General features: G+C 64.0%; 25 protein-coding genes. 18 read left to right on the top strand and 7 right to left on the bottom strand.

Annotation, left to right across the window (positions count from 1 at the left end; all coding sequences use genetic code 11):
* Positions 1-15 precede the first annotated feature (15 nt).
* The 5 genes from motA to AC56LH_RS02390 are packed head-to-tail and all read left to right on the top strand — an operon-like array spanning position 16 to position 3,380.
* A complete protein-coding gene (motA, locus tag AC56LH_RS02410) occupies positions 16-927 on the top strand; it encodes a flagellar motor stator protein MotA (RefSeq protein WP_258836336.1) in 912 nt (303 codons plus the stop codon).
* Between the two features lie 3 nt (positions 928-930).
* Complete coding sequence (locus tag AC56LH_RS02405; protein WP_499643721.1) at positions 931-1,908, top strand: flagellar motor protein MotB; 978 nt, start codon at positions 931-933, stop codon at positions 1,906-1,908.
* Positions 1,905-2,210 (top strand): flagellar biosynthesis anti-sigma factor FlgM, encoded by a 306-nt coding sequence (gene flgM, locus AC56LH_RS02400; protein WP_499643719.1) that lies wholly within the window; start codon positions 1,905-1,907, stop codon positions 2,208-2,210. The genes AC56LH_RS02405 and flgM overlap by 4 nt, the downstream gene beginning before the upstream one ends.
* 2 nt (positions 2,211-2,212) lie before the next feature.
* Positions 2,213-2,641, top strand: coding sequence for a flagellar export chaperone FlgN (gene flgN, locus AC56LH_RS02395; RefSeq protein WP_499643717.1), 429 nt, complete (start codon positions 2,213-2,215; stop codon positions 2,639-2,641).
* A complete protein-coding gene (locus tag AC56LH_RS02390) occupies positions 2,628-3,380 on the top strand; it encodes a glycoside hydrolase family 73 protein (RefSeq protein WP_499643715.1) in 753 nt (250 codons plus the stop codon). The genes flgN and AC56LH_RS02390 overlap by 14 nt, the downstream gene beginning before the upstream one ends.
* A 16-nt stretch (positions 3,381-3,396) precedes the next feature.
* Here the strand turns inward: AC56LH_RS02390 and flgA are convergent, their stop codons facing one another.
* Positions 3,397-3,966, bottom strand: a complete 570-nt coding sequence (gene flgA / locus AC56LH_RS02385) for a flagellar basal body P-ring formation chaperone FlgA (RefSeq protein WP_499643713.1) — start codon at positions 3,964-3,966, stop codon at positions 3,397-3,399.
* Positions 3,967-4,172: 206 nt separating this feature from the next.
* Between flgA and flgB the strand changes: the two genes are divergently transcribed.
* From flgB to AC56LH_RS02320, 13 genes are all read left to right on the top strand, one after another.
* A complete protein-coding gene (gene flgB, locus AC56LH_RS02380; RefSeq protein ID WP_499643712.1) occupies positions 4,173-4,532 on the top strand; it encodes a flagellar basal body rod protein FlgB in 360 nt (119 codons plus the stop codon).
* Between the two features lie 10 nt (positions 4,533-4,542).
* Entirely contained in the window at positions 4,543-4,947 is a 405-nt protein-coding gene (gene flgC / locus AC56LH_RS02375; protein ID WP_499643710.1) for a flagellar basal body rod protein FlgC, read from the top strand.
* Positions 4,948-4,949: 2 nt separating this feature from the next.
* Positions 4,950-5,651 carry a flagellar hook capping FlgD N-terminal domain-containing protein gene (locus AC56LH_RS02370; protein ID WP_499643708.1) on the top strand — a complete coding sequence of 234 codons (702 nt, stop codon included), beginning with the start codon at positions 4,950-4,952 and terminating at the stop codon, positions 5,649-5,651.
* Between the two features lie 11 nt (positions 5,652-5,662).
* On the top strand, positions 5,663-6,850 hold the full coding sequence (locus AC56LH_RS02365; protein WP_499643706.1) for a flagellar hook protein FlgE: 1,188 nt from the start codon (positions 5,663-5,665) through the stop codon (positions 6,848-6,850).
* 10 nt (positions 6,851-6,860) lie between these two features.
* Entirely contained in the window at positions 6,861-7,586 is a 726-nt protein-coding gene (locus AC56LH_RS02360; RefSeq protein ID WP_499643704.1) for a flagellar basal body rod protein FlgF, read from the top strand.
* Positions 7,587-7,614: 28 nt separating this feature from the next.
* Positions 7,615-8,400 (top strand): flagellar basal-body rod protein FlgG, encoded by a 786-nt coding sequence (flgG, locus tag AC56LH_RS02355; protein ID WP_183549500.1) that lies wholly within the window; start codon positions 7,615-7,617, stop codon positions 8,398-8,400.
* Positions 8,400-9,083, top strand: coding sequence for a flagellar basal body L-ring protein FlgH (gene flgH / locus AC56LH_RS02350; protein ID WP_499643702.1), 684 nt, complete (start codon positions 8,400-8,402; stop codon positions 9,081-9,083). The genes flgG and flgH overlap by 1 nt, the downstream gene beginning before the upstream one ends.
* An 8-nt stretch (positions 9,084-9,091) precedes the next feature.
* A complete protein-coding gene (locus AC56LH_RS02345; RefSeq protein ID WP_499643700.1) occupies positions 9,092-10,204 on the top strand; it encodes a flagellar basal body P-ring protein FlgI in 1,113 nt (370 codons plus the stop codon).
* Positions 10,204-10,545 (top strand): rod-binding protein, encoded by a 342-nt coding sequence (locus tag AC56LH_RS02340; RefSeq protein WP_499643698.1) that lies wholly within the window; start codon positions 10,204-10,206, stop codon positions 10,543-10,545. The genes AC56LH_RS02345 and AC56LH_RS02340 overlap by 1 nt, the downstream gene beginning before the upstream one ends.
* 98 nt (positions 10,546-10,643) lie before the next feature.
* Positions 10,644-12,029, top strand: coding sequence for a flagellar hook-associated protein FlgK (flgK, locus tag AC56LH_RS02335; RefSeq protein WP_499643696.1), 1,386 nt, complete (start codon positions 10,644-10,646; stop codon positions 12,027-12,029).
* Positions 12,030-12,039: 10 nt separating this feature from the next.
* Positions 12,040-12,951 (top strand): flagellar hook-associated protein FlgL, encoded by a 912-nt coding sequence (gene flgL / locus AC56LH_RS02330; protein ID WP_499643694.1) that lies wholly within the window; start codon positions 12,040-12,042, stop codon positions 12,949-12,951.
* Positions 12,951-13,982 carry a hypothetical protein gene (locus AC56LH_RS02325; RefSeq protein WP_499643692.1) on the top strand — a complete coding sequence of 344 codons (1,032 nt, stop codon included), beginning with the start codon at positions 12,951-12,953 and terminating at the stop codon, positions 13,980-13,982. Before flgL ends, AC56LH_RS02325 begins: the two co-directional genes overlap by 1 nt.
* A gap of 131 nt (positions 13,983-14,113) precedes the next feature.
* On the top strand, positions 14,114-15,133 hold the full coding sequence (locus AC56LH_RS02320; RefSeq protein ID WP_499643690.1) for a glycosyltransferase family 2 protein: 1,020 nt from the start codon (positions 14,114-14,116) through the stop codon (positions 15,131-15,133).
* Positions 15,134-15,207: 74 nt separating this feature from the next.
* Here the strand turns inward: AC56LH_RS02320 and typA are convergent, their stop codons facing one another.
* The 6 genes from typA to rimP form a co-directional block, all read right to left on the bottom strand.
* On the bottom strand, positions 15,208-17,040 hold the full coding sequence (gene typA, locus AC56LH_RS02315) for a translational GTPase TypA (RefSeq protein WP_482897671.1): 1,833 nt from the start codon (positions 17,038-17,040) through the stop codon (positions 15,208-15,210).
* A gap of 289 nt (positions 17,041-17,329) precedes the next feature.
* Complete coding sequence (gene truB / locus AC56LH_RS02310) at positions 17,330-18,256, bottom strand: tRNA pseudouridine(55) synthase TruB (RefSeq protein WP_499643688.1); 927 nt, start codon at positions 18,254-18,256, stop codon at positions 17,330-17,332.
* Entirely contained in the window at positions 18,253-18,750 is a 498-nt protein-coding gene (gene rbfA / locus AC56LH_RS02305; RefSeq protein WP_499643687.1) for a 30S ribosome-binding factor RbfA, read from the bottom strand. The genes truB and rbfA overlap by 4 nt, the downstream gene beginning before the upstream one ends.
* A 109-nt stretch (positions 18,751-18,859) precedes the next feature.
* Complete coding sequence (gene infB, locus AC56LH_RS02300) at positions 18,860-21,721, bottom strand: translation initiation factor IF-2 (RefSeq protein ID WP_499576192.1); 2,862 nt, start codon at positions 21,719-21,721, stop codon at positions 18,860-18,862.
* A 44-nt stretch (positions 21,722-21,765) separates the two neighbouring features.
* Positions 21,766-23,331 carry a transcription termination factor NusA gene (gene nusA, locus AC56LH_RS02295; RefSeq protein ID WP_183549475.1) on the bottom strand — a complete coding sequence of 522 codons (1,566 nt, stop codon included), beginning with the start codon at positions 23,329-23,331 and terminating at the stop codon, positions 21,766-21,768.
* Complete coding sequence (gene rimP, locus AC56LH_RS02290; protein WP_183549472.1) at positions 23,328-23,816, bottom strand: ribosome maturation factor RimP; 489 nt, start codon at positions 23,814-23,816, stop codon at positions 23,328-23,330. Before rimP ends, nusA begins: the two co-directional genes overlap by 4 nt.
* Positions 23,817-23,929: the final 113 nt, after the last annotated feature.

Genomic DNA, 23,929 nt, shown 5'->3' with positions numbered 1-23,929 from the left:
AGAAAGGCACACGTCATGCAGCAATTACTCGGTATCGCCATCGTGCTCGGCGCCGTCTTCGGGGGCTTTACCCTGATGGGCGGCACCTTTACCTCGATCTTCCACCCGATCGAGCTGTTGATCATCGGCGGCGCTGCCCTTGGCGCGCTGGTGCTCGGCAACCCGAAGCACGTCCTGGCCGAATTGGGTCACCAGCTCAAGAAGGTGGCGGCGCGCAAGAAACACGACTCGGAATTCCAGCGCCAGCTGCTGCTGCTGATGTACGAGCTGCTGCAGACGGCTGCCGGTGGCCTGAAGGCACTGGATGCGCACGTCGAGGCGCCTGCCGAAAGCCCGCTGTTCCAGCGCTATCCGGCCATCCTCGACGAGACCAAGCTGCTGGCCTTCATCGTCGACAACTTCCGCCTGATGGCCATGGGCAAGATCAACGCACACGAACTCGAAGGCGTGCTCGAGCAAGAGCTCGAAGCCATCCATGAAGAGCTGACGCAGCCGGCCAAATCGCTGCAGAAGATCGCCGAGGCGATGCCGGGCTTCGGCATCCTGGCGGCCGTGCTGGGCATCGTGATGGCCATGTACTCGGTCTCGGGCGGCGCCGATTCGGGCGAGATCGCCGAAAAGATCGGCGCGGCCATGGTCGGCACCTTCATCGGCATCTTCGCCTGCTACGGCGTGCTCGAGCCGCTGGCCAACCTGATGAAACAGACGGTCAACTCGGATGCCTCGACGATGGAAACCGTCAAGGTCGTGCTGTGCACCCACGTGGCCGGCAAGCCGGCCCTGCTGGCAATCGACGCCGGGCGCCGCCTGATCCAGCTGAATACCAAGCCCAGCTTTGCCCAGCTCGAACAGTGGATCAACGCGATGGGCGGCGAAGACGAATCGCAGAACAAGCGCCGGCGCGCCGCCGACCGCATGACGGGGTAACACGTGTCGAAAACGAACGACAAACACGAATCGACCATCGTCAAGCGCGGTGGCGGCAAGCACCAGCATGACGAACATGGCGGCGCCTGGAAAGTCGCGTTCGCCGACTTCTGCCTGGCGCTGATGGCCCTGTTCCTGGTGCTGTGGCTGATCGCCTCGCGCGAACAGCAGAACCTGAAGGCCATCATCAGCGAGGCCACCGAGAGCGGCATGCTCGAAGGCCAGGGCCAGAAACCGGCCATCGCGAGCGAACCGAGCGGTAGCCTGATCGAACGCTTCCCGGTGCCGCACACGGGTAATGGCGGCCCCGGCAATCCGGGCAGCGGGGGCGATGCGGGCGCGCCGAAGGTCGGCTACGAAACCCGGGCCGACCTCACCGCCCTGTCGAAGGCGCTGACCGAGATGTCGGTGGAAGCAGGACTGGCGCCGAACCTGGCCACTGTGGTCACGCCGTACGGCTTGCGCGTGATGCTGCACGACACCGACAAGCAGGGCATGTTCATGCGCGGCAGCGCCCTGCCCACCGGCCGCTTCGCGCGCCTGTTGCAAAAGATGGGTCCGGTATTTGCCCAGATGCGCAACCAGATGCTGATCGTCGGCCACACCGATGCCAGCCGCTACGCCGGCATCGACCGCGGTGCGTATTCGAACTGGGCGCTCTCGACCGACCGCGCGCTGTCGGCACGGGCCCAGCTGCTCACCGGCGGCATGCGCACCGACACCGTGCTGCAAGTGGTGGGCATGGCCGACCGCGGCCCCCTGCATCCCGAGCAGCCGCTCGACGGCAAGAACCGCCGCATCGAACTGCTGATCCTGACCAGCGCGCAATCGCGCGCGGTGGCGGGCATGTTCGGCGCGCCGGCGGCCGGCGCACCGGCGGGCAAGACACTGGTCGGGAACGCAGGTGCCGGCGCGACCGTCAGCCTGCCCGACGCGGCGGCACTGGAAACACTGCGCGGCCAGCTGCCGACATCGCCATGACCATCAATACCAAATCACGAGGTAACCGCATGAAAATCTCCGGCACATCGTCGTCCGCCATCACCACCGTGACACCCGGCGCCGGTGCGGTGTCGGTACCGGTCCAGAGCGAAGCACCTGCAGCGCCGGCAGCCGCCTTGCAGTCGGCGGTGCTGCAGCCTGCCGCCGATGCGCTCAGCGCGATGCCGGACTTCGACGCGGTGCGTGTGGCCGAACTGCGCGAGGCGCTTGCACGCGGCGAGCTGCCGTTCGATGCCGGGCGCCTGGCCGGCCTGATCCAAAAATTCCACTCGGGACGCTAAGCATGGCCACTCTCACCCGCACCCAGGCCAACGCGCTGCTTGCCGACGGCGTCACCCAGGACGTCAACGAAGCAGCCACTATCCTGATGCTGCTCGAACGCCAGTTCGACGCCGCCGTGCGCCACCGCAGCGCCGAGCTGAGCACGCTGGCCGCCGAACTTACCCCGCTGCTCGAGGCCGTGGAAGCGCGCCGCCAGCAGCGCGTGACGCTGGTGCGCGCACTGCTCGGGCCACAGGGAACGATGGCGCAATACAGCGCGACACTGGCGCCGGCGCCGCGCGCCGCCTTCGAAGCGGCCTGGCAGGCGCTGGAGCAGACGGTGCGCGCCTGCAAGGACGCAACGCTGCGCAATGGCCAGCTGCTGGCCGAACAGCACGGCATCATGCAGCGTGTGCTGCACGGCGAGGAGCAGTTGTATGCGCCACGTTGACCTGACAACCCGGGCCACCGCGCCAACCGCAGCGACGAGCGCAACGAACGCAACGCGCCCGACCGCCGCACCCGGCGGCGGCACGGGGTTTGGCAGCCTGTTAAACGATGTCGCCAGTGAAGTGTCCGCCTACATCCAGCATGGCGACGCGGACGGTGGCGCTGCCAGCACGCTGAGCGCCGAAGGTGCGCTGCTGCGCGCACGCGCCACCGGCCTGATCATGGATGGTAGCGAGAATGCCGACGGTGTCGAGGCGCCGAACGCCGCCAGGCCGCGGCAGCAGCAGGCATTTTTGGACAGCATCGCGCCCTGGGCGCGCCAGGCGGCCCAGCAGCTCGGCGTGGCGCCGGAGCTGGTGCAAGCCCACGCGGCACTCGAATCGGGCTGGGGCCAGCGGCCGCTGCGCGTCGAGGGCGGCGCCAGCAGCCACAACCTGTTCGGCATCAAGGCCGGGCCGCGCTGGAACGGCGCAACGGGCGACTCGACCACCACCGAATACGTGAATGGCGCGGCGCTGACCACCCGCGAGCGCTTTCGCGCCTATCCGGATGCAGCCAGCGCGTTCCAGGACTACGCCCGCGTATTGCTGGACAATCCCCGCTACCGCGGCGCGCTCAACACGGGCAACGACGCGCAGGCCTTCGCGCAGGGACTGGCGCGTGGCGGTTACGCCACCGACCCCGACTACGCGTCGAAACTGGCGCGCATCGCCGGCAAGCTGCAGGGCATGGCGGATTGATGCCTCGCTTGGCGCGTCATTCGCCCAGCGGCAAGTCGAGCGGCTGGACTGCGCCGGCGCCGACCACGCGCATGCGCACGACCTGGCCGCTGGCACTGTTCTTGACGCGGACCACAGCGCCGCGCGCGCCAGCGTCGAGCGCCTCGCCGGCCATGCTCACTTCGATGCCATCCTGGCGCGCCACCATCATCACGCCGTCGCCGCGTTTGACGACGACGGGTGCGGCCAGGCTGCCCACGCGCAGCACGTCGCCTGCGCGCAGGCTGCGCCGGCTCGACTGGCCGACGACATTGGCCAGCACCCCGACCGGATCGGCGATATTGGTGATGTCGCGCCGTTCGAGGGCAACATCGGACTCGCCGAGCACCGTATTAGGCGACAACGGCGCGCTGGCCACCGCCACCATGGCCGACACCCGTGCGCGCACGATGAATTCATGGCGCCAGCCGTTGCCGTCCGGGCAACGGGCAACAAAACGCATGCGCGCCGGCTGGCGCGTGTCGACGGTCTCGATGGCGGGCGCCACGCTGCAGGCGGGCGCCGGCCGGCTGCTGACCACGGCCAGATCGAATTCGGGTTCGCTCAAACCACTGGCGGCAGCGACTTTTTCAAGCTCATCTCGCGCAATCTGTTGTATCTGTGCGGAAAGAGTTTGCGCTGACCATGCTGTGGCGCACAACACACAGGTTACAATAATCAGTATTGCCTTACGGAAATCCATAGGTGGACAATGTTGGTCAGGCGGAAATAACCATTCTAACCAATCCCACTGCACTTCACCGGAGAATCGCCATGTCGATTAATTTCAAGGACGCGCTGGGCGTCCACGCCGATGCGCTCCAGTTGCGCGCCGAACGCACCCGCGTCCTGGCCGCCAACATCGCCAACGAAAGCACCCCGGGCTATACCGCCCGCGACATCGATTTCGCCAGTGCATTGCAGGACCAGCGCGATAGCGAGGACGGGATGCCGACCCTGTCCGCCGACGGTCCGTTGTACCGCGTCCCGTATCAGGCCAGCGCCGATGGCAACACCGTCGAAATCGGTGTCGAGCAGGCAGCGTTTTCGCAGAACGCATCCGACTTCCAGACCAGCCTCACCTTCATCAACATGAAGTTGCGCGGCCTGAACAAAGTCATCACCGGTCAGTAAGGAGCATCGCATGGGATTCAAGGATATTTCACAGATTGCAGGCTCGGCCATGGCGGCCCAGACCGTGCGCATGAACACGATCGCCAGCAACCTGGCCAACGCGAACGCAGTCGCCGGCACCGAGGCCAATGCCTACCGCGCGCGCAAGCCCGTGTTTGCCGCGATGCTGGGCGACGGCGGCAGCGCCAGCGTGCAGGTGCTGGACGTGGTCGAATCGAGCGCACCGCTGCGCCGCATGCACGAACCGGACAATCCGCTGGCCGATGCCGACGGCATGGTGTTCTACGCGAACGTCAACGAAGTGGCCGAAATGGCCGACATGATGGCCGCCTCGCGCGCCTTCGAGACCAATGTCGAGGTGATGGGCCGCATCAAGTCGATGCAGCAGTCGCTGATGCGCATGGGAGAGAGCTGATCATGGTGACCACCACCTCGAATGCATTCGGCCTGAATGGCAATGCGAACGGCAGCACGGGCAGCAATGCCGTCGCCCCGGCCGCCAGCCCCGTCAGCGCCAACAAGGACATGTTCACCAAGCTGCTGGTCGCGCAGATCCGCAACCAGGATCCACTGGCGCCATCGGACCCGGCCACGTTCGTCAATCAGCTGTCGCAGCTGTCGCAGACCGAAGCGCTGGAAAACATGACCCAGACTACCTCTGCCAGCGCCACCATGCTGCAAAGCCTGCAGGTGCTGGCCATGGGTGGCCAGGTCGGCAACCAGGTGTCGGTCGAGACGAGCCGCGTGCAACTGGGCGAGACCCCGCTGCAGGGCACCGTCCAGCTGGGCGGGGCGAGCAACCTGACGCAGCTGGTACTCACCGGCGCCACCGGCGTGCAGACACGGATCGAGTTGCCGCCGCATGCCGCGGGCGCGCAGCCTTTCACGATCGACCCGGCCAAACTCGGCCTGCCAGCCGGCAAATACAGCATCGCTGCCGAAGCAGCCGACGGCACCAAGCCGGCGGTGGAAATCGACGGACGCCTGAACAGCGTGCGCCTGTCGGCAAGCGGCGGCATCGTCATGCAGGTGGCCGGCATCGGCGATGTCGAGCCGGGCTGGATCACGGGTTTCAACGGCAAGACCACCGACGCTGATGCGTCCGTCACGTTCAATTAAAAGGATATGCCATGAGCTTCAATATCGCCCTGTCGGGCATTCAGGCCATCAACGAACAGCTCACGACGCTGTCGAACAACATCGCCAACGCCGGCACCTACGGCTTCAAGAGCAGCCGCGCCAACTTCGCGTCGATCTATGCAGGCGAACAGGCCAACGGCGTGCAGGTGCAGTCACTGACCCAGAACATCAGCCAGAACGGCAGCCTGTCGAGCACCGGGCGCGGCATGGACGCCGCGATCCAGGGGCGCGGCTTCTTCACCAGCCGCGATGCCCAGGGCGTCGTGTCGTACTCGCGCGTGGGCATCTTCTCGACCAACGCCGATGGCTTGCTGGTCGATGCGACCGGCAAGAAAATCCAGGGATACGGCCCGTCCGTGGGTGGCGCGCTCGGCACGATGGGTGACATCGCCATCCCGACCGGCCAGATCCCGGCCGTGGCCAGCACCAAGGTGAGCTACGCCGGCAATATGTCGGGCGACTGGAAAGTTCCGACAGCAGGCTTTAACCCGACCGACGGCAACAGCTACAATATGGTCAAGCAATCGGTGGTCTACGATTCGCTCGGCACGCAGCACACGGTGTCGCAATATTTCGTCAAGACCGATGCCGACACCGTGACCGTGCACTACAGCCTCGATGGCGCGGCGCCGGCCACCAACTTCGCCATGAACTTCGGCACCAATGGCCAGATTCTGCCGGCATCGACGACCGGTCCGACCCTGACCATCCCTGGGGCAGCCGCGGGCGCAGCCAACATGACCTTCAACTTCGACTACACCGGCACGTCCAAGTTTGCTGGCGAAGCAACCAACACCACCAACCGCGCCGACGGCTATGCGTCGGGCACCTTCGTCGGCGTCGAGCTGGCCGAGAACGGTTCGATCGTGGCCAAGTACAGCAACGAGCAGCAGCAGGTCGTCGGCACGATCGCGATTGCCACCTTCCCCGACGAAGGCAGTCTGGTGTCGGTCAGCGATACCGCCTGGATCGCCAACGCCAACTCGGGCGCGCCGCTGTACACGACGCCGGGCGTCGGCCTGGGCGGCAAGCTGTCCAAGGGCGTGCTGGAAGGCTCGAACGTCGACATCACGTCGGAACTGGTCGGTCTGATGACATCGCAACGCAATTATCAGGCGAACTCGAAGGTCATCACCGCCGAGAACGAAATGATGCAGTCGCTGATGCAGGCCCTGTAAGCGCCGCGCCATGGATAAGCTCATCTTTACCGCCGTCAGCGGCGCCGAACGCACGCTGCGCGCGCAGCAGGTGCGGGCCAACAATCTGGCCAACGCCGACACGCCGGGCTTTCGCGCCAATATCGAACTGGCATCGGTGCAGTCGCTCGGTGGCTACGGCTACGAAAGCGTGCACCAGTCGCGCTCGGAAGCCGACACGATTTCCACCCGCACCGGCACCGTGCGCGAGACCGGGCGGGCGCTCGACGTGGCCGTTGCCGGCAATGGCTACCTGGCGGTCGAATGGAATGGCGGCGAAGCCTATACCCGCAGCGGCGCCATCGACATCGATGCCAACGGCGCGCTGTCGGTCGCCGGCCGCCCCCTGCTGGGCGAAGGCGGCGCGATCGTGCTGCCGCCCCACACGGCGGTCGACATTGCCAACGACGGCACGATCTCGGTCATGCCGGAAGGCGGCACCGTGACCCAGGTCGTCGACCGGCTGCGGCTGGTGAGCGCCGAAGGCGCCGAACTGACCAAGAACGAAGCCGGCCTGATCGTGGCGCGTGGCGGCGAGCCGCTCGCGGCCGACCAGAACATCAATGTACGCAGCCGCGTGCTCGAAGGCAGCAATGTCTCGGCCGTGGAAGAAATGGTCGCCGTGATGGCCCTGAACCGCAGCTTCGAGATGCAGATGAAGATGTTCAAGGCCAGCGACAGCATGAACGAATCGGGCAACCGACTGCTCGGCGCCTGACGCCGGCACAACCTCACAGGGAGCAACCATGAATCCAGCAATGTGGATCAGCAAGACCGGTGTACAGGCGCAAGACGCCAAGCTGCAGGCCATCGCCAACAACCTGGCCAACGTCAACACCGTCGGCTTCAAGCGCGATCGCGTCGTGTTCGAAGACCTGTTCTACCAGGTCGATGCGCAACCGGGCGCCCAGAATGCCGACAACACCGTCAGCAATGGCGTGCAGCTCGGTAACGGCGTGCGCGTGGTCGGCACCCAGAAGGCGTTCACCAACGGCAGCCTGCAGCAGACCAGCCAGCCGCTCGACGTCGCCATCTCCGGCGCCGGCTTCCTGCAGGTGCGCCGTCCGAACGGCGAACCGGCCTACACCCGCGCCGGCCAGTTGCAGGTCGACGCCAATGGCACGCTGACCAATGCCCAGGGCTTGCCGATCGTGCCGCAGATCACGATTCCGCAGAACGCCGCCGGCGTGACCATCGGCGAGAACGGCGTCGTCTCGGTGACGATCGCGGGCCAGCCGGCGCCGCAGGAAATCGGCCAGCTGAACCTGACCGCCTTCATCAATCCGACGGGCCTCCTGGCACTGGGCGACAACCTGTTCCAGGAAACCGCCGCCAGCGGCGCGGCCAACGAAGGCCGTCCGGGCGACGCCGCATTCGGCAAGCTCAAGCAAGGCTCGCTGGAAGGCTCGAACGTGCAGGTCGTCGAAGAGATGGTCGACATGATCGCGGCCCAGCGCACCTACGAGATGAACACCAAGGTGCTGTCGGCAGCCGACAATATGCTGCAGACCCTGGCGGCGGCGGCACGCTGATGCATACCGTTGCCATCCCGCCTGCCAACGCGCTTGCCTGGGCGCTTGCCGCCGCCCTGTGCGGGCTGGTCCTGGCCGGCTGCTCGTCGCCGATGCCGGTCTCGCTGGCCAACGACGACGCCATGCCGCTGCAGCGCCCGGTGCGCGCCGGCCTGTCGGGTGGCGTGTTCACGGCCGATACGGTCTCGCTCACGTCCGACAGCCGCGCCTACCGCGTGGGCGACGCCGTCACCGTGATCCTGCAAGAGACGACGCAGGCCAGCAAGCGGGCCGGCACCAGCATCTCGAAGGGCTCGTCGATCGGCATCTCGCCGCTGGCCGCGCTCGGCAAGGTCTACGGCAAGACCTCGCTCGACGTCTCGGCCGACCGCGATTTCGAAGGCGACGCCACCAGCACCCAGCAGAATGCACTGTCCGGCGCCCTGACCGTGATCGTGCAGGAAGTGCTGCCCAATGGCCTGCTGCGCGTGGCCGGCGAAAAGAACCTGATGCTGAACCAGGGCGAAGAATTCGTGCGCCTGAAAGGCTTCGTGCGCGCTGCCGACATCGATACCGACAACCGCGTCTCGTCGCTGCGCGTGGCCAATGCCCGCATCGCCTATTCCGCCCGCGGCGCACTGGCCGAGGCCAACACGCCGGGCTGGCTGACGCGCTTTTTCAACAGCCCCCTGATGCCGTTCTGAGGATGACCATGATGTCGCGCCGTTTTGCGCCCCTGCTGCTTGCCGCGTTCTGCGCCCTGCTGTCCGCCTACCCCGCCCACGCCGCCCAGGCCCTGCGCAACCTCGTCAGCGTCGAAGGCGTGCGCGATAACCCGCTGGTCGGCTATGGCCTCGTGGTGGGCCTGAACGGCAGCGGCGACTCGACCCAGGTCAAATACTCGAGCCAGTCGGTCGTGAACATGCTCAAGCAGTTCGGCGTGCGCCTGCCCGAGGGCGAAGACGCCAAGAACAAGAACGTCGCCGCCGTGATGGTCTCGGCCACCTTCCCGCCCGGCTACCGCCGTGGCCAGACGATCGACGTCACCGTCTCGTCGCTGGGCGACTCGAAAAGCCTGCGTGGCGGCACGCTGCTGCTGACGCAGCTGCGCGCGGCCGACAACGAAGTCTATGCACTGGCCCAGGGCAATGTCGTGGTCGGTGGCCTGAACGCCAGCGGCCGCAGCGGCTCGTCGGTCACCGTGAATACCCCGACCGCCGGCCGCGTTCCCAACGGCGCCCAGATCGAGCGCGAGATCGCTACCGATTTTGCCACCCGCCCGCAAATCACGCTGCGCCTGCGCCAGCCGCATTTCGAGACGGCGACCAATGTGGTCGATGCGATCAACAAGCGCTACGGCCCGGTGGCCACCACGCAGGACGGCACCAGCGTCGACGTCATCGCGCCCAGCAATCCGACCGAGCGCGTGGCATTCATGGCGCGCCTGACCGCGCTGACCGTCGAATCGGGTGTCGAGGTGCCGCGCGTCGTGTTCAATTCGCGCACCGGCACCGTCGTCATCGCCGATGGCCTGCGCGTGAAAGCCGCCGCCGTCACGCACGGCTCGCTGAAGGTGATCATTTCGGAGAGTTCGCGCGTCAGCCAGCCGGGGCCGCTCAGCCGCGGCCAGACCGCCGTGACGCCCGAATCGAAGCTGTCGGTCGACCAGGGCTCGGGCCAGATGTTCCGCTGGCCGCCCGGCGCGCGCCTGCAGACGATCATCGACACCGTCAACAGCCTGGGCGCCTCGCCCGACGACATCATGGCGATCCTGCAGGCCCTCGACCAGGCCGGCGCGATCGAAGGCGAACTGGTGGTGATCTGATGCGCATCGACGAACTTCGCACCACGAGCCTGGCGGCGGGTGCCGACACTGCAGTCGCCCCAGCGGCCGAGCCACAGCCCGACCCCGCCTATGTCGCCAAGGCCACCAAGGCAGCAGTCGAATTCGAGCGCTTCTTCATCGGCCACATGCTGCGCACGATGCGCGCCTCGACCCGCGAAATGGCCAGCGAAGACAGCGTTTTCAACAACCGCGTCAACCAGGACATGCAGGACATGGCCGACGATCTGCTGGCAGGCAATATGGCCGGTCAGCGCGCGTTCGGCATTGCCGACGCGATCCTGCGCCAGCTGGTGCCGGGCGCCGGGGGCGGCAAAACCTGATGGACCGCACCGGCAACGCCAATCTGCGGTAAAGCTTAACAAACGGCAATAATTGGTCGCCTTATCAGGTTAACCCTGTCCCGAAAAGAGTCTCACCCATGACGATCATCAACAATGCCCTTTCCGGCGCCCTCGCCGCCCAGATCGCGCTGTCGGCCAGCAGCCAGAACATCGCGAATCTGCAAACCAAGGGATACACCCGGCAATCGGCGCTGTTTACGTCGGTTGGCCCGGATGCCAGCGGCCGCTCGGCCGGCAATGGCGTTCAGGTGAGTTCGCTCATGCGTTTTTCCGACAACTACAAGAGCCAGGCCATGTGGCGCGCAGCGTCGGAGCAAGGCGCCTACGCGCAGTCGCAGCCCTACCTGACCCAGCTCGAAAGTGTCATGGGCGACGCGTCGGCCAGCCTGTCGGCCGGCATCGACGCCTTCTTCAAGGCGATCAATGCCGTTGCCGGCGACCCCGGCTCGACCCCGCTGCGCCAGCAGGTGCTCACATCCGCCAGTCTGATGGGCGAGCGCATCAATGGCATGAACAATGTCTTCAACGCACAACTGACGTCGGTGCGCCAGCAGCGCAGCGCACTGGTCGAGTCGGCCAACAGCGACATCAGCACGATCGCGAGCCTGAACCGGCAGATCATGGAAACCCAGGCGGGCGGCGTCTCGGCGTCCGGCCTGATCGATGCGCGCGACAGCGCCATCGACGCGTTGGCTTCCAGGATGGCGCTGGAGGTATCCACCAACGCGGATGGCAGCCGTGATGTCGCGCTCAAGAGTGGCCAGGCACTGGTGATCGGCGGGATGCACGGCACGCTCCAGGCGGCCGCGACGGCCGACGCGCCACAGGCGTTTTCGATCACGTTTGCCAATGCCACCTTCACGCTGGACGCCACGAAAATGGGGGGCCAGATCGGTGGTCTGAGCCTGTACGAAGTCACCACGCTCAAACCGCTGCAGGACGATATCGACGCGCTGGGCCGCACGATTGCCGAGCGCGTCAATGCCCAGCTGGCACTCGGCTACAGCACGCCTGCCAGCGGACCCGCCGTGCCGGGGACACCGCTGTTCGTCTACACCCCGGGCGGCGGCGCGAATGCCCTTAAGGTTATCACCGGCTTCAAGGCCGAAGACCTCGCCTTTTCGGGTGACGGCTCGCCGGGCGACACCGGCAATCTGCAAAAACTTGCCGCGCTGAAGGGGCAGCCAGTCACGCTGCCCGGTATCGGCACTGTCCTGCTGAGCGACGCCGATACCCAGCTGCTGGGCAAGCTTGCCATCGACAGCAAACTGAATAAAGCCTCCCTCAAGACCACCGACACCGTGCGCACGCAAGCGGTCGACGACTGGCAATCGACCAGCGGCGTCAACGAAGACGAAGAAGCGGTCAAGCTGGTGGAACTGCAGCGGATGTACGAAGCGAACATGCGGGTGATCTCGATTGCCAACTCGATGTTCGACGCCACGCTCGCGATGATGGGCTAAAGGAACAATCATGCGTATCGCCACTTCCCAGTACCAATCGACGATGAATGCCTCACTCCAGGTCAACCAGGAGCGGGTCAGCCAGATCATGCAGCAGATCGCCAGCAACAAGCGCATCCTGCTGCCGTCGGACGACCCGGTCGACAGCGTGCGCCTGTCGCGCCTCGAACGCGAGGAATCGTCGGTCCAGCAATATCGCGACAATATCGGTGCGCTGCAGCTGCGACTGTCCAAGTCGGAAGGCTACCTGAGCAATATGGTGGGCGAGATGAACGAAGGCCGCGACCTGCTGGTCTGGGCCTCCGACGGCGGCAACGCGCCGGCCGACCTGAAAGCGATGATTGCGCCGCTGCAGGCGCTCAAGGACAGTCTGTTCTTCACCGCCAACACGGTCGACCACGAAGGCAACCATCTGTTTTCGGGCACCCTGACCCGGACGGCGCCGCTGGCCTTCGATCCGGCCGCCGCGGCAGGTGCGCGCTACACGTATGCGGGCAACAGCAACAGCCAGAACGTCACGGTCGGCAACGGGCTGACCCAGCCGGCCAACGAGGACCTGGCGGGCCTGGAATCGCTGCTGAACCAGCTTGACGAGACCATTCGCGCACTGTCGGCGCCGGGCGCGAACGCCAACGATCCTGCCGTGCGCGCCGTACTGACTGCCAACCTGCAAGGCTTCGATACGACCCAGGGTCTGGTCTCGAGCAAGATCGCCACGATGGGCGGCCGTCAGAACGTCATCAAGACGCTCGACGACAACCACGCCAATATCAGCCTGTCGAACCAGATGGCCATCGTCGACATCGGCCAGCTCGATGTCGGCCTCGCGGCGACCGAGCTCAGTGGCTACTCATCGGCCCTGCAGGCGACCTACAAGGCCTACGCCAAGATCGGCAACCTGTCGCTGTTCGATGCACTCTGATGACCATGGACGCCCTCACCCGCACCCTCACGCCATCCGCCGTCCCCGGTAACGGCACGCCGGGCGGCACGGTCCGCACCGGCGCCAGCAGCGTGGCCCGGGCGCTGGCCGCGCAGCCGTCCGCGCCGCCAGCCGATACGGGCGCCGCAACGGCGTCCGCGGCGCGTGCGCCGCGCCGCAGCGTCATCCACAACCCCGGTCTGCAAACGGACGTGGCGCAAGCCCAGCAGGCACTTGACTACCTGGCGCGCATCGCCGCCCAACTCGAAGCACTCAAAACCGACCTCTCGACACGCCTGGCCGGGCGTGGCGCCGCCTCGCGTCAGCTCGAAGCGCGGGTGCGCCAGCTTGGTGACACCCTTGACGCCCGCCGCAGCGAAGGCGGCGCGGGGCTCGATGCCGAGCTTGGCTTTGATGGCAGCCGGGTCGCGCAGCAACGGTTTCGTATCGATGGCCTGGACATTGCCAGCCTGCAGGCCGCCGGCCCACAGACCCTCGGCTTTTCGGTCGGCAGCGTCGGCGGCCCGCAACTGGCGGCCAGGTTCGAACCAGGCATGACCGAGGAAGAAATCGCGCGACGTCTGGACCGCACACTGGCGCCAGTCGGGATTCGCGCCGGGCTGGACACGGATCGCACACTTGTCTTCACCACGCCTGAAGCCACGTTCGACGGTGTGAAGGATGCCATCGCAGTCACGGGCCGTGGCCGTGTCGACACGGTCGCACTACCGCCCTCGCTGGCGCCGCAGGAATGGAAACTGGGTAATCCGGACGCCCTGCGCCAGGGCCTGCGCGACGTGGTACAAGCCCTGACGCGCGTGCGCCGCTCGCAGGATGCCGCGACGCTCGCGCTGAGCGTGGCCATGGCGCGCACGGCGCAACCGGAGATGGAACAGGCCGAACTGGCGCTGCTGGCTGCAGATTTTTCCGGCACAGCCACCAGCCACGATTACCAGTCGCTGCTGGCCATCACCTCGGCGCTGGTGGGCGTGAGCCGTGAGCGGGTACAGGCGTTGCTCGGCTTGCACTGACCGACGCCGCCACCGATTTCTGGCAATAACGCCGCGCTGCAATGTTTGGATAGAATCACCGCGGTCAATCGTGCACGATCCAGAGGCGCGCTATCATCAATTTCAATTCAATTGAAACTGATTTGGCGCCCATGGATTCACCAACTACTTTCCGCGGCACACCTTTGACCAGCGGCGTTGCGTTGATCACCCACAACGGTTTGAAATACCTGCCGCAGCAGCTGCACAGCATCCTCGCGCAAACCCGCGCCGTCGCCCATATCGTCGTATCCGACGATGGTTCCACCGATGGCACCTGGGAATACCTGGAAGCATGGGCCAAGGAGGCCCCGGTGCGCGTCACCCTGGTGCGAAACGATCCCCCACTTGGCGTGAGCGCGAATTTCGAGCAGGCCATGCGCTTGGTAGAAGAAGACATCGTGTTCGCGTCCGACCAGGACGACGTCTGGATGCCCGACAAGGTCGCGCTGCTCGCCGCCGAATTCGAAGCTGACGACAGCGTGCAACTGGCCCACACCGATGCCATCCTGGTTGACGCCGACGGGCACGAACTGGGAGCGACGCTGTTCGAGGAACTCGCGATCTCCAGAGCCGAACGGCGCGATATCAACAGTGGCTGTGCGTTTCGCGTATATTGCCGCCGCAACGTGGTTACCGGCGCTGCCGCCGCGTTCCGGCGCCGCCTGGTCCGGCACCTGCAGCCCATGCCCCCCAAGACCATGTTTTACCACGATGGCTGGCTTGCGCTGATGGCGGCGGCATCGGGCCGCGTCGTCATGCTCGACACTCCGACCATCCAGTACCGCCAGCATGGCGCCAATCTGGTGGGCGTCAAGCGGACGGGGCGGCTCACCAAGCTGCGCCGTCTGTGGTGGGCCATCGGCAGCCCGAGTCCGTTGAAAGCCACCACCGACAGTCTCCTGTCGGCGCGCGCCACGCTGCATGCGCACATGGCCGGCCGCGCTGGCCTGGCCCCATCGCATATCGCCATGGCGCAGGAAGCGGCAGATTTCATCCGCTGGCGCGGCCGGTTGCCGGCCAGTCCGGTTGCGCGCTGTGCCAAGGTAGCCAGCGCGCTGCTGGCGGGTCGCTACCATACCTTTGCGCACGAGCCATGGACCGATGCACTGCGCGACAGCCTGAATCGCTGACCAGCCGGTCCGATCCAACAAACCAGGCATAAAAAAACCCGCTGCAGGCAGCGGGTTTTTTACGTTCGAAGGAATTAACCTTCGCGGTTGGCTTTCTTGCGCTCGTGCTCTTTCAGGTAGCGCTTGCGCAGACGAATGCTCTTCGGGGTGATCTCGACCAGTTCGTCGTCCTCGATGAATTCGACCGCGTATTCCAGCGACATCTGAATTGGTGGCACCAGGCGCACCGCTTCGTCGGTACCCGACGAACGCACGTTGGTCAGCTGCTTGCCCTTGATCGGGTTCACGACCAGGTCGTTGTCACGCGAGTGGATACCGATGACCATGCCTTCGTACACCGGATCGTTGTGCGACACGAACATGCGGCCGCGGTCCTGCAGTTTCCAGATGGCGTAGGCAACGGCAGCGCCGTCATCCTGCGAGATCAGCACGCCGTTGCGACGGCCGGCCATTTCGCCCTTGCTGTTGTCGACTGGTGCGTACTCGTGGAACACGTGGCTCATCAGGCCGGTGCCGCGGGTCAGGGTCATGAATTCGCCCTGGAAGCCGATCAGGCCACGCGCCGGGATCAGGTACTCGAGACGCACGCGGCCCTTGCCATCCGATTCCATGTTCTGCAGGTCGCCACGACGACGACCCAGTTCTTCCATCACGCCGCCCTGGTTGGCTTCTTCGACGTCGACCGACAGGCTCTCGAACGGCTCATGGCGCACGCCATCGACCATCTTGAACACGACGCGTGGACGCGACACTGCCAGCTCGAAGCCTTCGCGACGCATGTTTTCCAGCAGAATCGTCAGGTGCAGTTCGCCGCGGCCCGAGACTTCGAAGATCGTGTCGTCGTCGGTTGGCGAAACGCGCAGTGCGACGTTGGCTTTCAGTTCGCGGTCGAGGCGTTCGCGCAGCTGACGGCTGGTGACGAACTTGCCTTCGCGGCCGGCCAGTGGCGAGTTGTTGACCATGAAGTTCATGGTCAGCGTTGGCTCGTCGACGGTCAGCATTTCGAGTGCGTCCGGGGTGTCCGGTGCGCAGACGGTCGAACCGATGCCGATTTCTTCGATACCGTTGATCAGGACGATGTCGCCGGCGACGGCTTCATCGACCAGCACGCGCTCCAGGCCCTTGAAGTTCAGGACCTGGTTGATGCGGCCCTTGATCGGGGTCGAACCAGGACCGTTCAGGACGATGACGTCCTGGCCGGCCTTGATGCGGCCGCGCGAGATACGGCCAATGCCGATCTTGCCGACGTACGACGAGTAGTCGAGCGAGGTCACTTGCATCTGCAGCGGACCGTCCGGATTGTCGTCACGGACTGGCACGTGTTGCAGGATTGCTTCGAACAGCGGCTTCATGTCGCCTTCGCGGACATCTTCGGTCAGGCCGGCATAGCCGTTCAGGCCCGATGCGTAGACGACCGGGAAGTCCAGCTGCTCGTCGGTTGCGCCGAGCTTGTCGAACAGTTCGAACGTCTGGTTGATGGCCCATTCAGCGCGCGCGCCTGGACGGTCGACCTTGTTGACGACGACGATTGGCTTCAGGCCCAGGGCCAGTGCCTTGCGGGTCACGAAGCGGGTCTGTGGCATCGGGCCTTCTTGCGCATCGACCAGCAGCAGCACGGAGTCAACCATCGACAGCACGCGCTCGACTTCACCGCCGAAGTCGGCGTGGCCTGGGGTGTCGACGATATTGATGTGGGTACCTTCGTACTCGACAGCGCAGTTCTTCGACAGAATGGTGATGCCGCGTTCTTTTTCGAGGTCGTTCGAGTCCATCACGCGGGTTTCCACCTGCTGATTTTCACGGAACGTACCGGATTGACGCAGCAGCATGTCCACCAGGGTGGTTTTGCCGTGGTCAACGTGGGCGATGATTGCGATATTACGAATCGCGCGTTTGGTGTTTGACATGGTCTCTGAGAAGTTGCGTTGTACGGAAGTGTACGATCTGCCGAGTATCTGCTGCGCTATACCGCGATGTTTCTACAGTACTGCTCCGGTGCTGCCACGATGTTGCCGCGATGGTGCCGCGAAGTTGCCGCGCACTTGCTGATTTCGGAAACCGACTAGTATAGCAGGTAAAGTACCGCTCTAACCGGGGTGGCTGGAAATAGCGAGGTATTTCAAGAGCTTGCCCGGTCATTGGGCAGACGGGGCGCTGCCTGCAAGGGTAGCGCCCGTTTATGACTGCCGCGTGACATCAACCTTGGGGCGCGGTCGAGATCAGGCGCTCGGGCGCCAGGATCGCATACTCCCCCAAAATCCCGGTGCCCAGCAGGCTGCCATCATGATAGATGCGCACCCTGCCCTGCTGTTCGGGCACCACGATGTCTTCCTTGCCGAGCGCCAGGCGCTGGCCTTGCAGGAAACGGCGCGCCAGCTCGGGCATCAGTTCAAGGGCCGGGAAACTCGACAGCAAAGCGTCGACCGGCTGCAACAGCGACAACGGATCGGGGTGCGCCAGCAGGTCGTCCAGCGTGATCATGCCCTCGATCGTCAACGGCCCGACCTCGGTGCGGCGCAGTGCGTTCAGATGCGCGCCGCAACCCAGCGCGGCGCCGATGTCCTCCCCCAGCACGCGCACATACGTGCCCTTGCTGCAGGTGACGGCAATCTTCAGGAACGGCGCATCGTAAGCAACCAGCGTCAGTGCGTGGATCGTGACGGGCCGCGCTTCGCGCTCGAGCACGATGCCTTCACGCGCGTATTCGTACAGCGCCTTGCCGTCGCGCTTGAGCGCCGAGTACATTGGCGGCGTCTGCAGGATCGGGCCGCGGTAGCGGGCCAATGCGGCTTCGATCTGGTCCAGCGTCACATCGACCGGCTTGGTCTCGACGGCCTCGCCTTCGGTGTCGCCGGTCGTGGTCATGATGCCCAGGTGGACCGTGGCCAGATAGGTCTTGTCCGACTCCAGCAAATCCTGCGAAAACTTGGTCGCTTCACCAAAGCACAGCGGCAAGAGGCCAGTGGCAAACGGGTCGAGCGTGCCGGTGTGGCCGGCCTTCTTCGCGTTGAGCACGCGCTTGGCCTTGATCAGCGCGTCATTCGACGAGAAGCCCACCGGCTTGTCGAGCAACAGCACGCCATTGACCAGGTCGCGCGGTTTTTTGGCGGGCCGACCGTTCACGCTTGGTTCGCCTTGTCGGCGTCGTCACCAGCATCGCTATTCTGATGTTGCTCCTGCTCCTGCTCCTGCTCGTGCTCGTGATCGGCATCCAGCTCAGGCGACGGATTCGATTCCGGGTCATCCTTCGAGCGGGTCGCATTGGCCTGGTCGATCAGGGCCGACATCTGCAGGCCGCGCACGGTCGACGTGTCATGCACGAAGTGCAGCGCCGGCAGCGTGTGGATGTGCAGGCGCTTGCCCAGCATATTGCGCAGGTAGCCGGACGCCTTGTTCAGGCCTTCCTGCGTCTGCTTGACTTCTTCCACGCCATCCTTGAGCAGGGTGAAATACACCTTGGCGTGGGCGTAGTCGGGGGTCAGTTGCACTTCGCTGATCGTGACCATGCCGACACGAGGGTCCTTCAGTTCGAAGGCGATGAGTTCCGACAGATCCTTCTGGATCTGGTCGGCCACGCGCAGGCCGCGCTTGGGAATGCTTTTGCTGTGTTTAGCCATGATGTTGCTGCATCTTTTTCTGGAAAATCAGAGAGCCAAATAAAAGGGCCAGGCCCTTCGCGACGTTGCCGCGAAGCGTCCTGGCCCCCATGTTACGCCAACGTGTCGCTTACAGCGTACGTGCCACTTCGGTGACTTCGAACACTTCCAGGACGTCGCCGACCTGGATTTCGTTCTGACCCTTGAGCGACAGGCCGCACTCGAGACCGGCGCGCACTTCTTTTGCGTCGTCCTTGAAGCGCTTGAGCGAATCGATCTCGCCAGTCCACAGCACGATGTTGTTGCGCAGCAGACGGACCGACGACGAACGCTTGACGACACCATCGGTGACCAGGCAACCGGCAATCGCGCCGACTTTCGAGACCAGGATGACCTGGCGAATCTCGACCTGACCGGTGATGGTCTCGCGCTTTTCTGGCGCCAGCATGCCCGACAGAGCGGTACGGACTTCGTCAATCGCATCGTAAATGATGCTGTAGTAACGAATGTCCACGCCGTTCGACTCGGCCAACTTGCGCGCCTGGGCGTCGGCACGGGCATTGAAGCCGATGATGACTGCCTTCGACGCGGTTGCCAGGTTGACGTCCGACTCGGTGATGCCGCCGACCGCTGCGTGCACGATCTGGACCCGCACTTCCGAGGTCGACAGCTTCTGCAGCGAACCGACCAGCGCTTCTTGCGAACCCTGCACGTCGGTCTTGACGATCAGCGGCAGGTTCTTGATTTCGCCTTCGGCCAGTTGCTCGAACATGTTCTCGAGCTTTGCGGCTTGCTGCTTGGCCAGCTTCACGTCACGGAACTTACCTTGACGGAACAGGGCAATTTCACGCGCCTTGCGCTCGTCGGCCATGACCATGACTTCTTCACCGGCAGTCGGCACTTCGGTCAGGCCCTGGATCTCGACCGGAATCGATGGACCAGCAGCGGTGATCGCCTTGCCGTTTTCGTCCAGCATGGCACGAACACGACCGAACGACGAACCAGCCAGCACGACGTCGCCGCGCTTCAGCGTACCCGACTGCACCAGGATCGTTGCCACCGGGCCGCGGCCCTTGTCCAGACGGGCTTCGACCACCAGACCACGGGCCGGCGCTTCGGTCGGTGCTTTCAGTTCCAGCACTTCGGCCTGCAGCAGCACTTGCTCCAGCAGATCGTCGATACCGGTACCGATTTTTGCCGACACTGGCACGAATGGCGATTCGCCACCGTATTCTTCAGGCACGACGCCTTCAGCGACCAGCTCTTGCGTGACGCGGTCAGTGTTGGCACCCGGCTTGTCGATCTTGTTGATCGCCACGACCAGCGGCACACCAGCGGCTTTTGCGTGAGCAATTGCCTCTTTGGTTTGCGGCATCACGCCGTCGTCCGCCGCCACCACCAGGATGACGATGTCGGTCGCCTTGGCACCACGGGCACGCATGGCGGTGAACGCCTCGTGACCCGGGGTGTCAAGGAAGGTGATCATGCCGCGTGGCGTGTCCACGTGGTATGCACCGATGTGCTGGGTAATACCACCAGCTTCGCCCGAGGCGACTTTTGCGCGACGGATGTAATCCAGCAGCGACGTCTTACCATGGTCGACGTGACCCATGACGGTGACGACCGGTGCGCGCGAGGTCGATTCGAACTCGGCGTGCTCGCCGTTGTCGGCCAGCAGTGCCTCAGGATCATCCTCGGCGGCAGCGAAGGCCTTGTGGCCCATCTCTTCCACCAGGATCATCGCGGTCTCTTGATCGAGCACCTGGTTCATCGTGCACATCTGGCCCAGCTTCATCAGCTGCTTGATGACTTCCGATGCCTTGATCGCCATCTTGTGGGCCAGTTCGGCCACGGTGATGGTTTCCGGCACGTGTACATCGCGCACGATCGCTTCGGTTGGTGCCTGGAAGTTGGTCTCGCGGTCATCATGACCACGACGACCGCCACGGCCGCCACCAGCACGCCAGCCGTCACGGCCACCGGTGCTGCTGCCTGCGCCGCCGCGCGTCTTCACGCTCGGGCCGCCACGTTTTTTAGCGTCATCCGACCAGGTCGACGACACATTGGCCGACTTGATCGACTTCTTGTCGCCAGGCTTCTTGGCGTCGTCTTTCTTGACTTCGCCAGGCTTCTTGTCGGCAGGCTTGTGCAGCGTACCGGCTGGGGCCGCTGGTGCGACGACCGGCTTCGGTGCTGGCTCAGGTGCCTTGATGACGCGGCGCGGCTGACTCATCATCAGCTTGATCTGCGCAACTTCATCGGCCACGGCCTTGCGTGCGCGCTCGGTAGCGGCAACGCGTTCGGCCGCTTCCTTGCTTGCCGCTTCATTGCGGGCCTTGACTTCTTCAGCGGCGCGCTTGGCCGACTCGTCAGCAGCAGCACCGGCAGCGGCTTCTTTCGCGCCGGCAGCCGCTTCTTTGGCAGCACCGGCAGCCACCGCAGCAGCAGCCGATTTCTCGGCGGCGTCGCGCTTGGCTTGTTCAGCCGCGTCACGCTTGGCCTGCTCTTGCGCTGCCTGGGCTTGCGCCTTTTCTTCGGCTTCGAGTTTGATCAGGCGCTCTTGCTTCTCGCGCAGATCAGCCTCTTGGCGGGCGATCGCTTCGTTCTGGCGCGCTGCTTCCTCTTCGCGACGTGCTTGTTCAGCAACGTCGACGACTGGCTCTTCAGGTGCTTTGGTCGTGACCAGGTCGTCGCGCTGCACGAAGGTGCGCTTCTTGCGGACTTCGACCTGGATGGTGCGCGATTTGCCCGACGAATCAGCTTGCTTGATTTCGCTGGTTTCCTTGCGCGTTACCGTGATCTTTTTCTTTTCACCGGTGTCGCTCGCGCCGTGGGTACGACGCAGATGGTTCAGCAGCTTGTCCTTATCATCTTTCGACAACGGATCTGACGTCGAACTTTTTTCGACGCCGGCCGAGCGCAGCTGCGTCAGCAGCAGGTCTGCAGGCATCTTCAGCTCGGTGGCAAATTGGGCTACGTTGTTACTCGCCATTCAGTCCTCTTTTCTATGTGTCGCGACAGATGATAAAGATTTGCTCAAGCTTTGGCCGTTTCAGCCAGGCTCCAGGCTTTCGCCTGCAGTGCTTTCGCCCGGTCGTCGTACTTGCCATCGACCAGCTTCATCTCGTCGTCGGTCACATCATTAAATTCACTCTTGATCAGGTCGCGGGCACGTTCCGACGGCAGCGCCAGGATGGCGCCAAACTCGTCATAGGCCAGTGCCGCGAATGCGTCGACCGTCTTGATACCAGCCAGGCCAAGCTTGCCGGCAACGGTACGGTCCATGCCTTCCAGATTGACCAGAGCTTCTTCCATGCCTTCGAGGCCTTCTTCGGAAGCAATCGCCTCGGTGACCAGCGCATCGCGTGCACGGGTACGGAGTTCGTTGACAGTGTCTTCGTCGAACGATTCAATTTCCAGCATTTCGGAAATTGGCACATACGCGATTTCTTCCAGGCTCGAGAAGCCTTCTTCCACCAGGATGTCGGCCACTTCCTGGTCGACGTCCAGTTTTTGCATGAACAGCGCGCGGATGGCCGCTGACTCTTGCTCCACCTTGTTGGCCGATTCCTCGGCCGTCATGATGTTGATCTTCCAGCCGGTCAGCTCGGACGCCAGGCGCACGTTCTGGCCCGAACGGCCGATCGCGATGGCCAGGTTTTCTTCGTCCACGACGACATCCATCGCGTGCTTTTCTTCGTCGACCACGATCGACGAGACATTCGCCGGCGCCAGGGCGCCAATCACGAACTGCGCCGGGTCATCGGACCACAGCACGATGTCGACGCGCTCGCCACCCAGTTCGCCGGTCACGGCCTGGACGCGCGAACCGCGCATCCCGACGCAGGTACCGATCGGGTCGATGCGCTTGTCGGCCGTGAACACGGCGATCTTGGCGCGCACGCCGGCATCGCGGGCAGCCGATTTAATCTGCAGCAGGCCCTGCTCGATCTCCGGGACTTCGAGTTCGAACAGCTTCATGATGAAATCAGGCGCGGTGCGCGACAGGATCACCTGCGGGCCACGCATATTGCGGTCCACACGCAGGATGAAAGCGCGCACACGGTCGCCGATACGCAGGTTCTCTTTCGGGATCATCTGGTCACGCGGCAGGCGTGCTTCGATCTTGCCCGATTCGACAATCGCGTCGCCGCGTTCCATGCGCTTGATGGTGCCGGTGACGAGCGAATCGCCACGCTCCAGGAAGTCTTGCAGGATCTGCTCGCGTTCGGCATCGCGCACGCGCTGCAGCACGACCTGCTTGGTGTCCTGGGCAAAGCGACGACCGAAGTCGACCGATTCAATCGGCTCTTCGATGTATTCGTCGACTTCGATGTCCGAGATCTGCTCTTTGGCTTCAAAGTGCAGGATCTCTTGATCAGGCAGCTGCAGGCCGGCTTCGTCGGGAACGACGTGCCAGCGGCGGAAAGTCTCGAATTCGCCGGTGTCACGGTCGATTGACACGCGAATGTCGACTTCGCCTTCATAACGCTTCTTCGTGGCCTGTGCCAGCGCGAACTCGAGCGCTCCGAAAACGACTTCCTTGTCGACGTTCTTTTCGCGCGCAAGCGCATCCACCAGTAACAAAATTTCGCGACTCATGCTTTGCGACTCCTAAAATCCACCTGCGGCACTAAACGTGCCTTATCCAATTCGGCCAGCGTAAATTCCATCAACGCCGGGCCATCTTTACTGTCAAATTCCAAGCCAACCTTGTCGTTCTCGACGCCGCGCAGGATACCGGTGAACGTCTTGCGGTTATCACTGCCCGGCACCGCGACGCGCAGCTTGACCGTGCACTCAAGGCCGGCAAAGCGCGCGAAATCGGCGAGGGTTCGTACCGGGCGATCGAGGCCCGGCGACGAAATTTCGAGTCGTTCGTAATCGACGTTTTCCACCGTGAAGACATGCGACAGCTGGTGACTCACCTTGGCGCAATCCTCGACCGTGATCGGGCCCTTTTCGTCCGCGTCGGCAGCCGGAAAATCGATATACACACGCAGGATCCCGCGGTCGCCTCGCTCCACATCGACGAGTTCATAACCGAGACCACTGACTGTCGTGGCGATTAAATCAAACTGCTGCACGGCACTTCTCCAGGGCTTCTAAAACGATTTACCAAAAAAAAAATGGGCATCTGCCCATCTTTTTGTCATTACACCCCAATCAAAATATGACGCTTACACCGGATGCACGCTGA

The sequence above is a fragment of the Telluria sp. LT1R51-2 genome (assembly GCF_059685775.1).
Note: the sequence above shows the minus strand (reverse complement) of the source record. Positions and strands in the feature narration are given on the sequence as shown.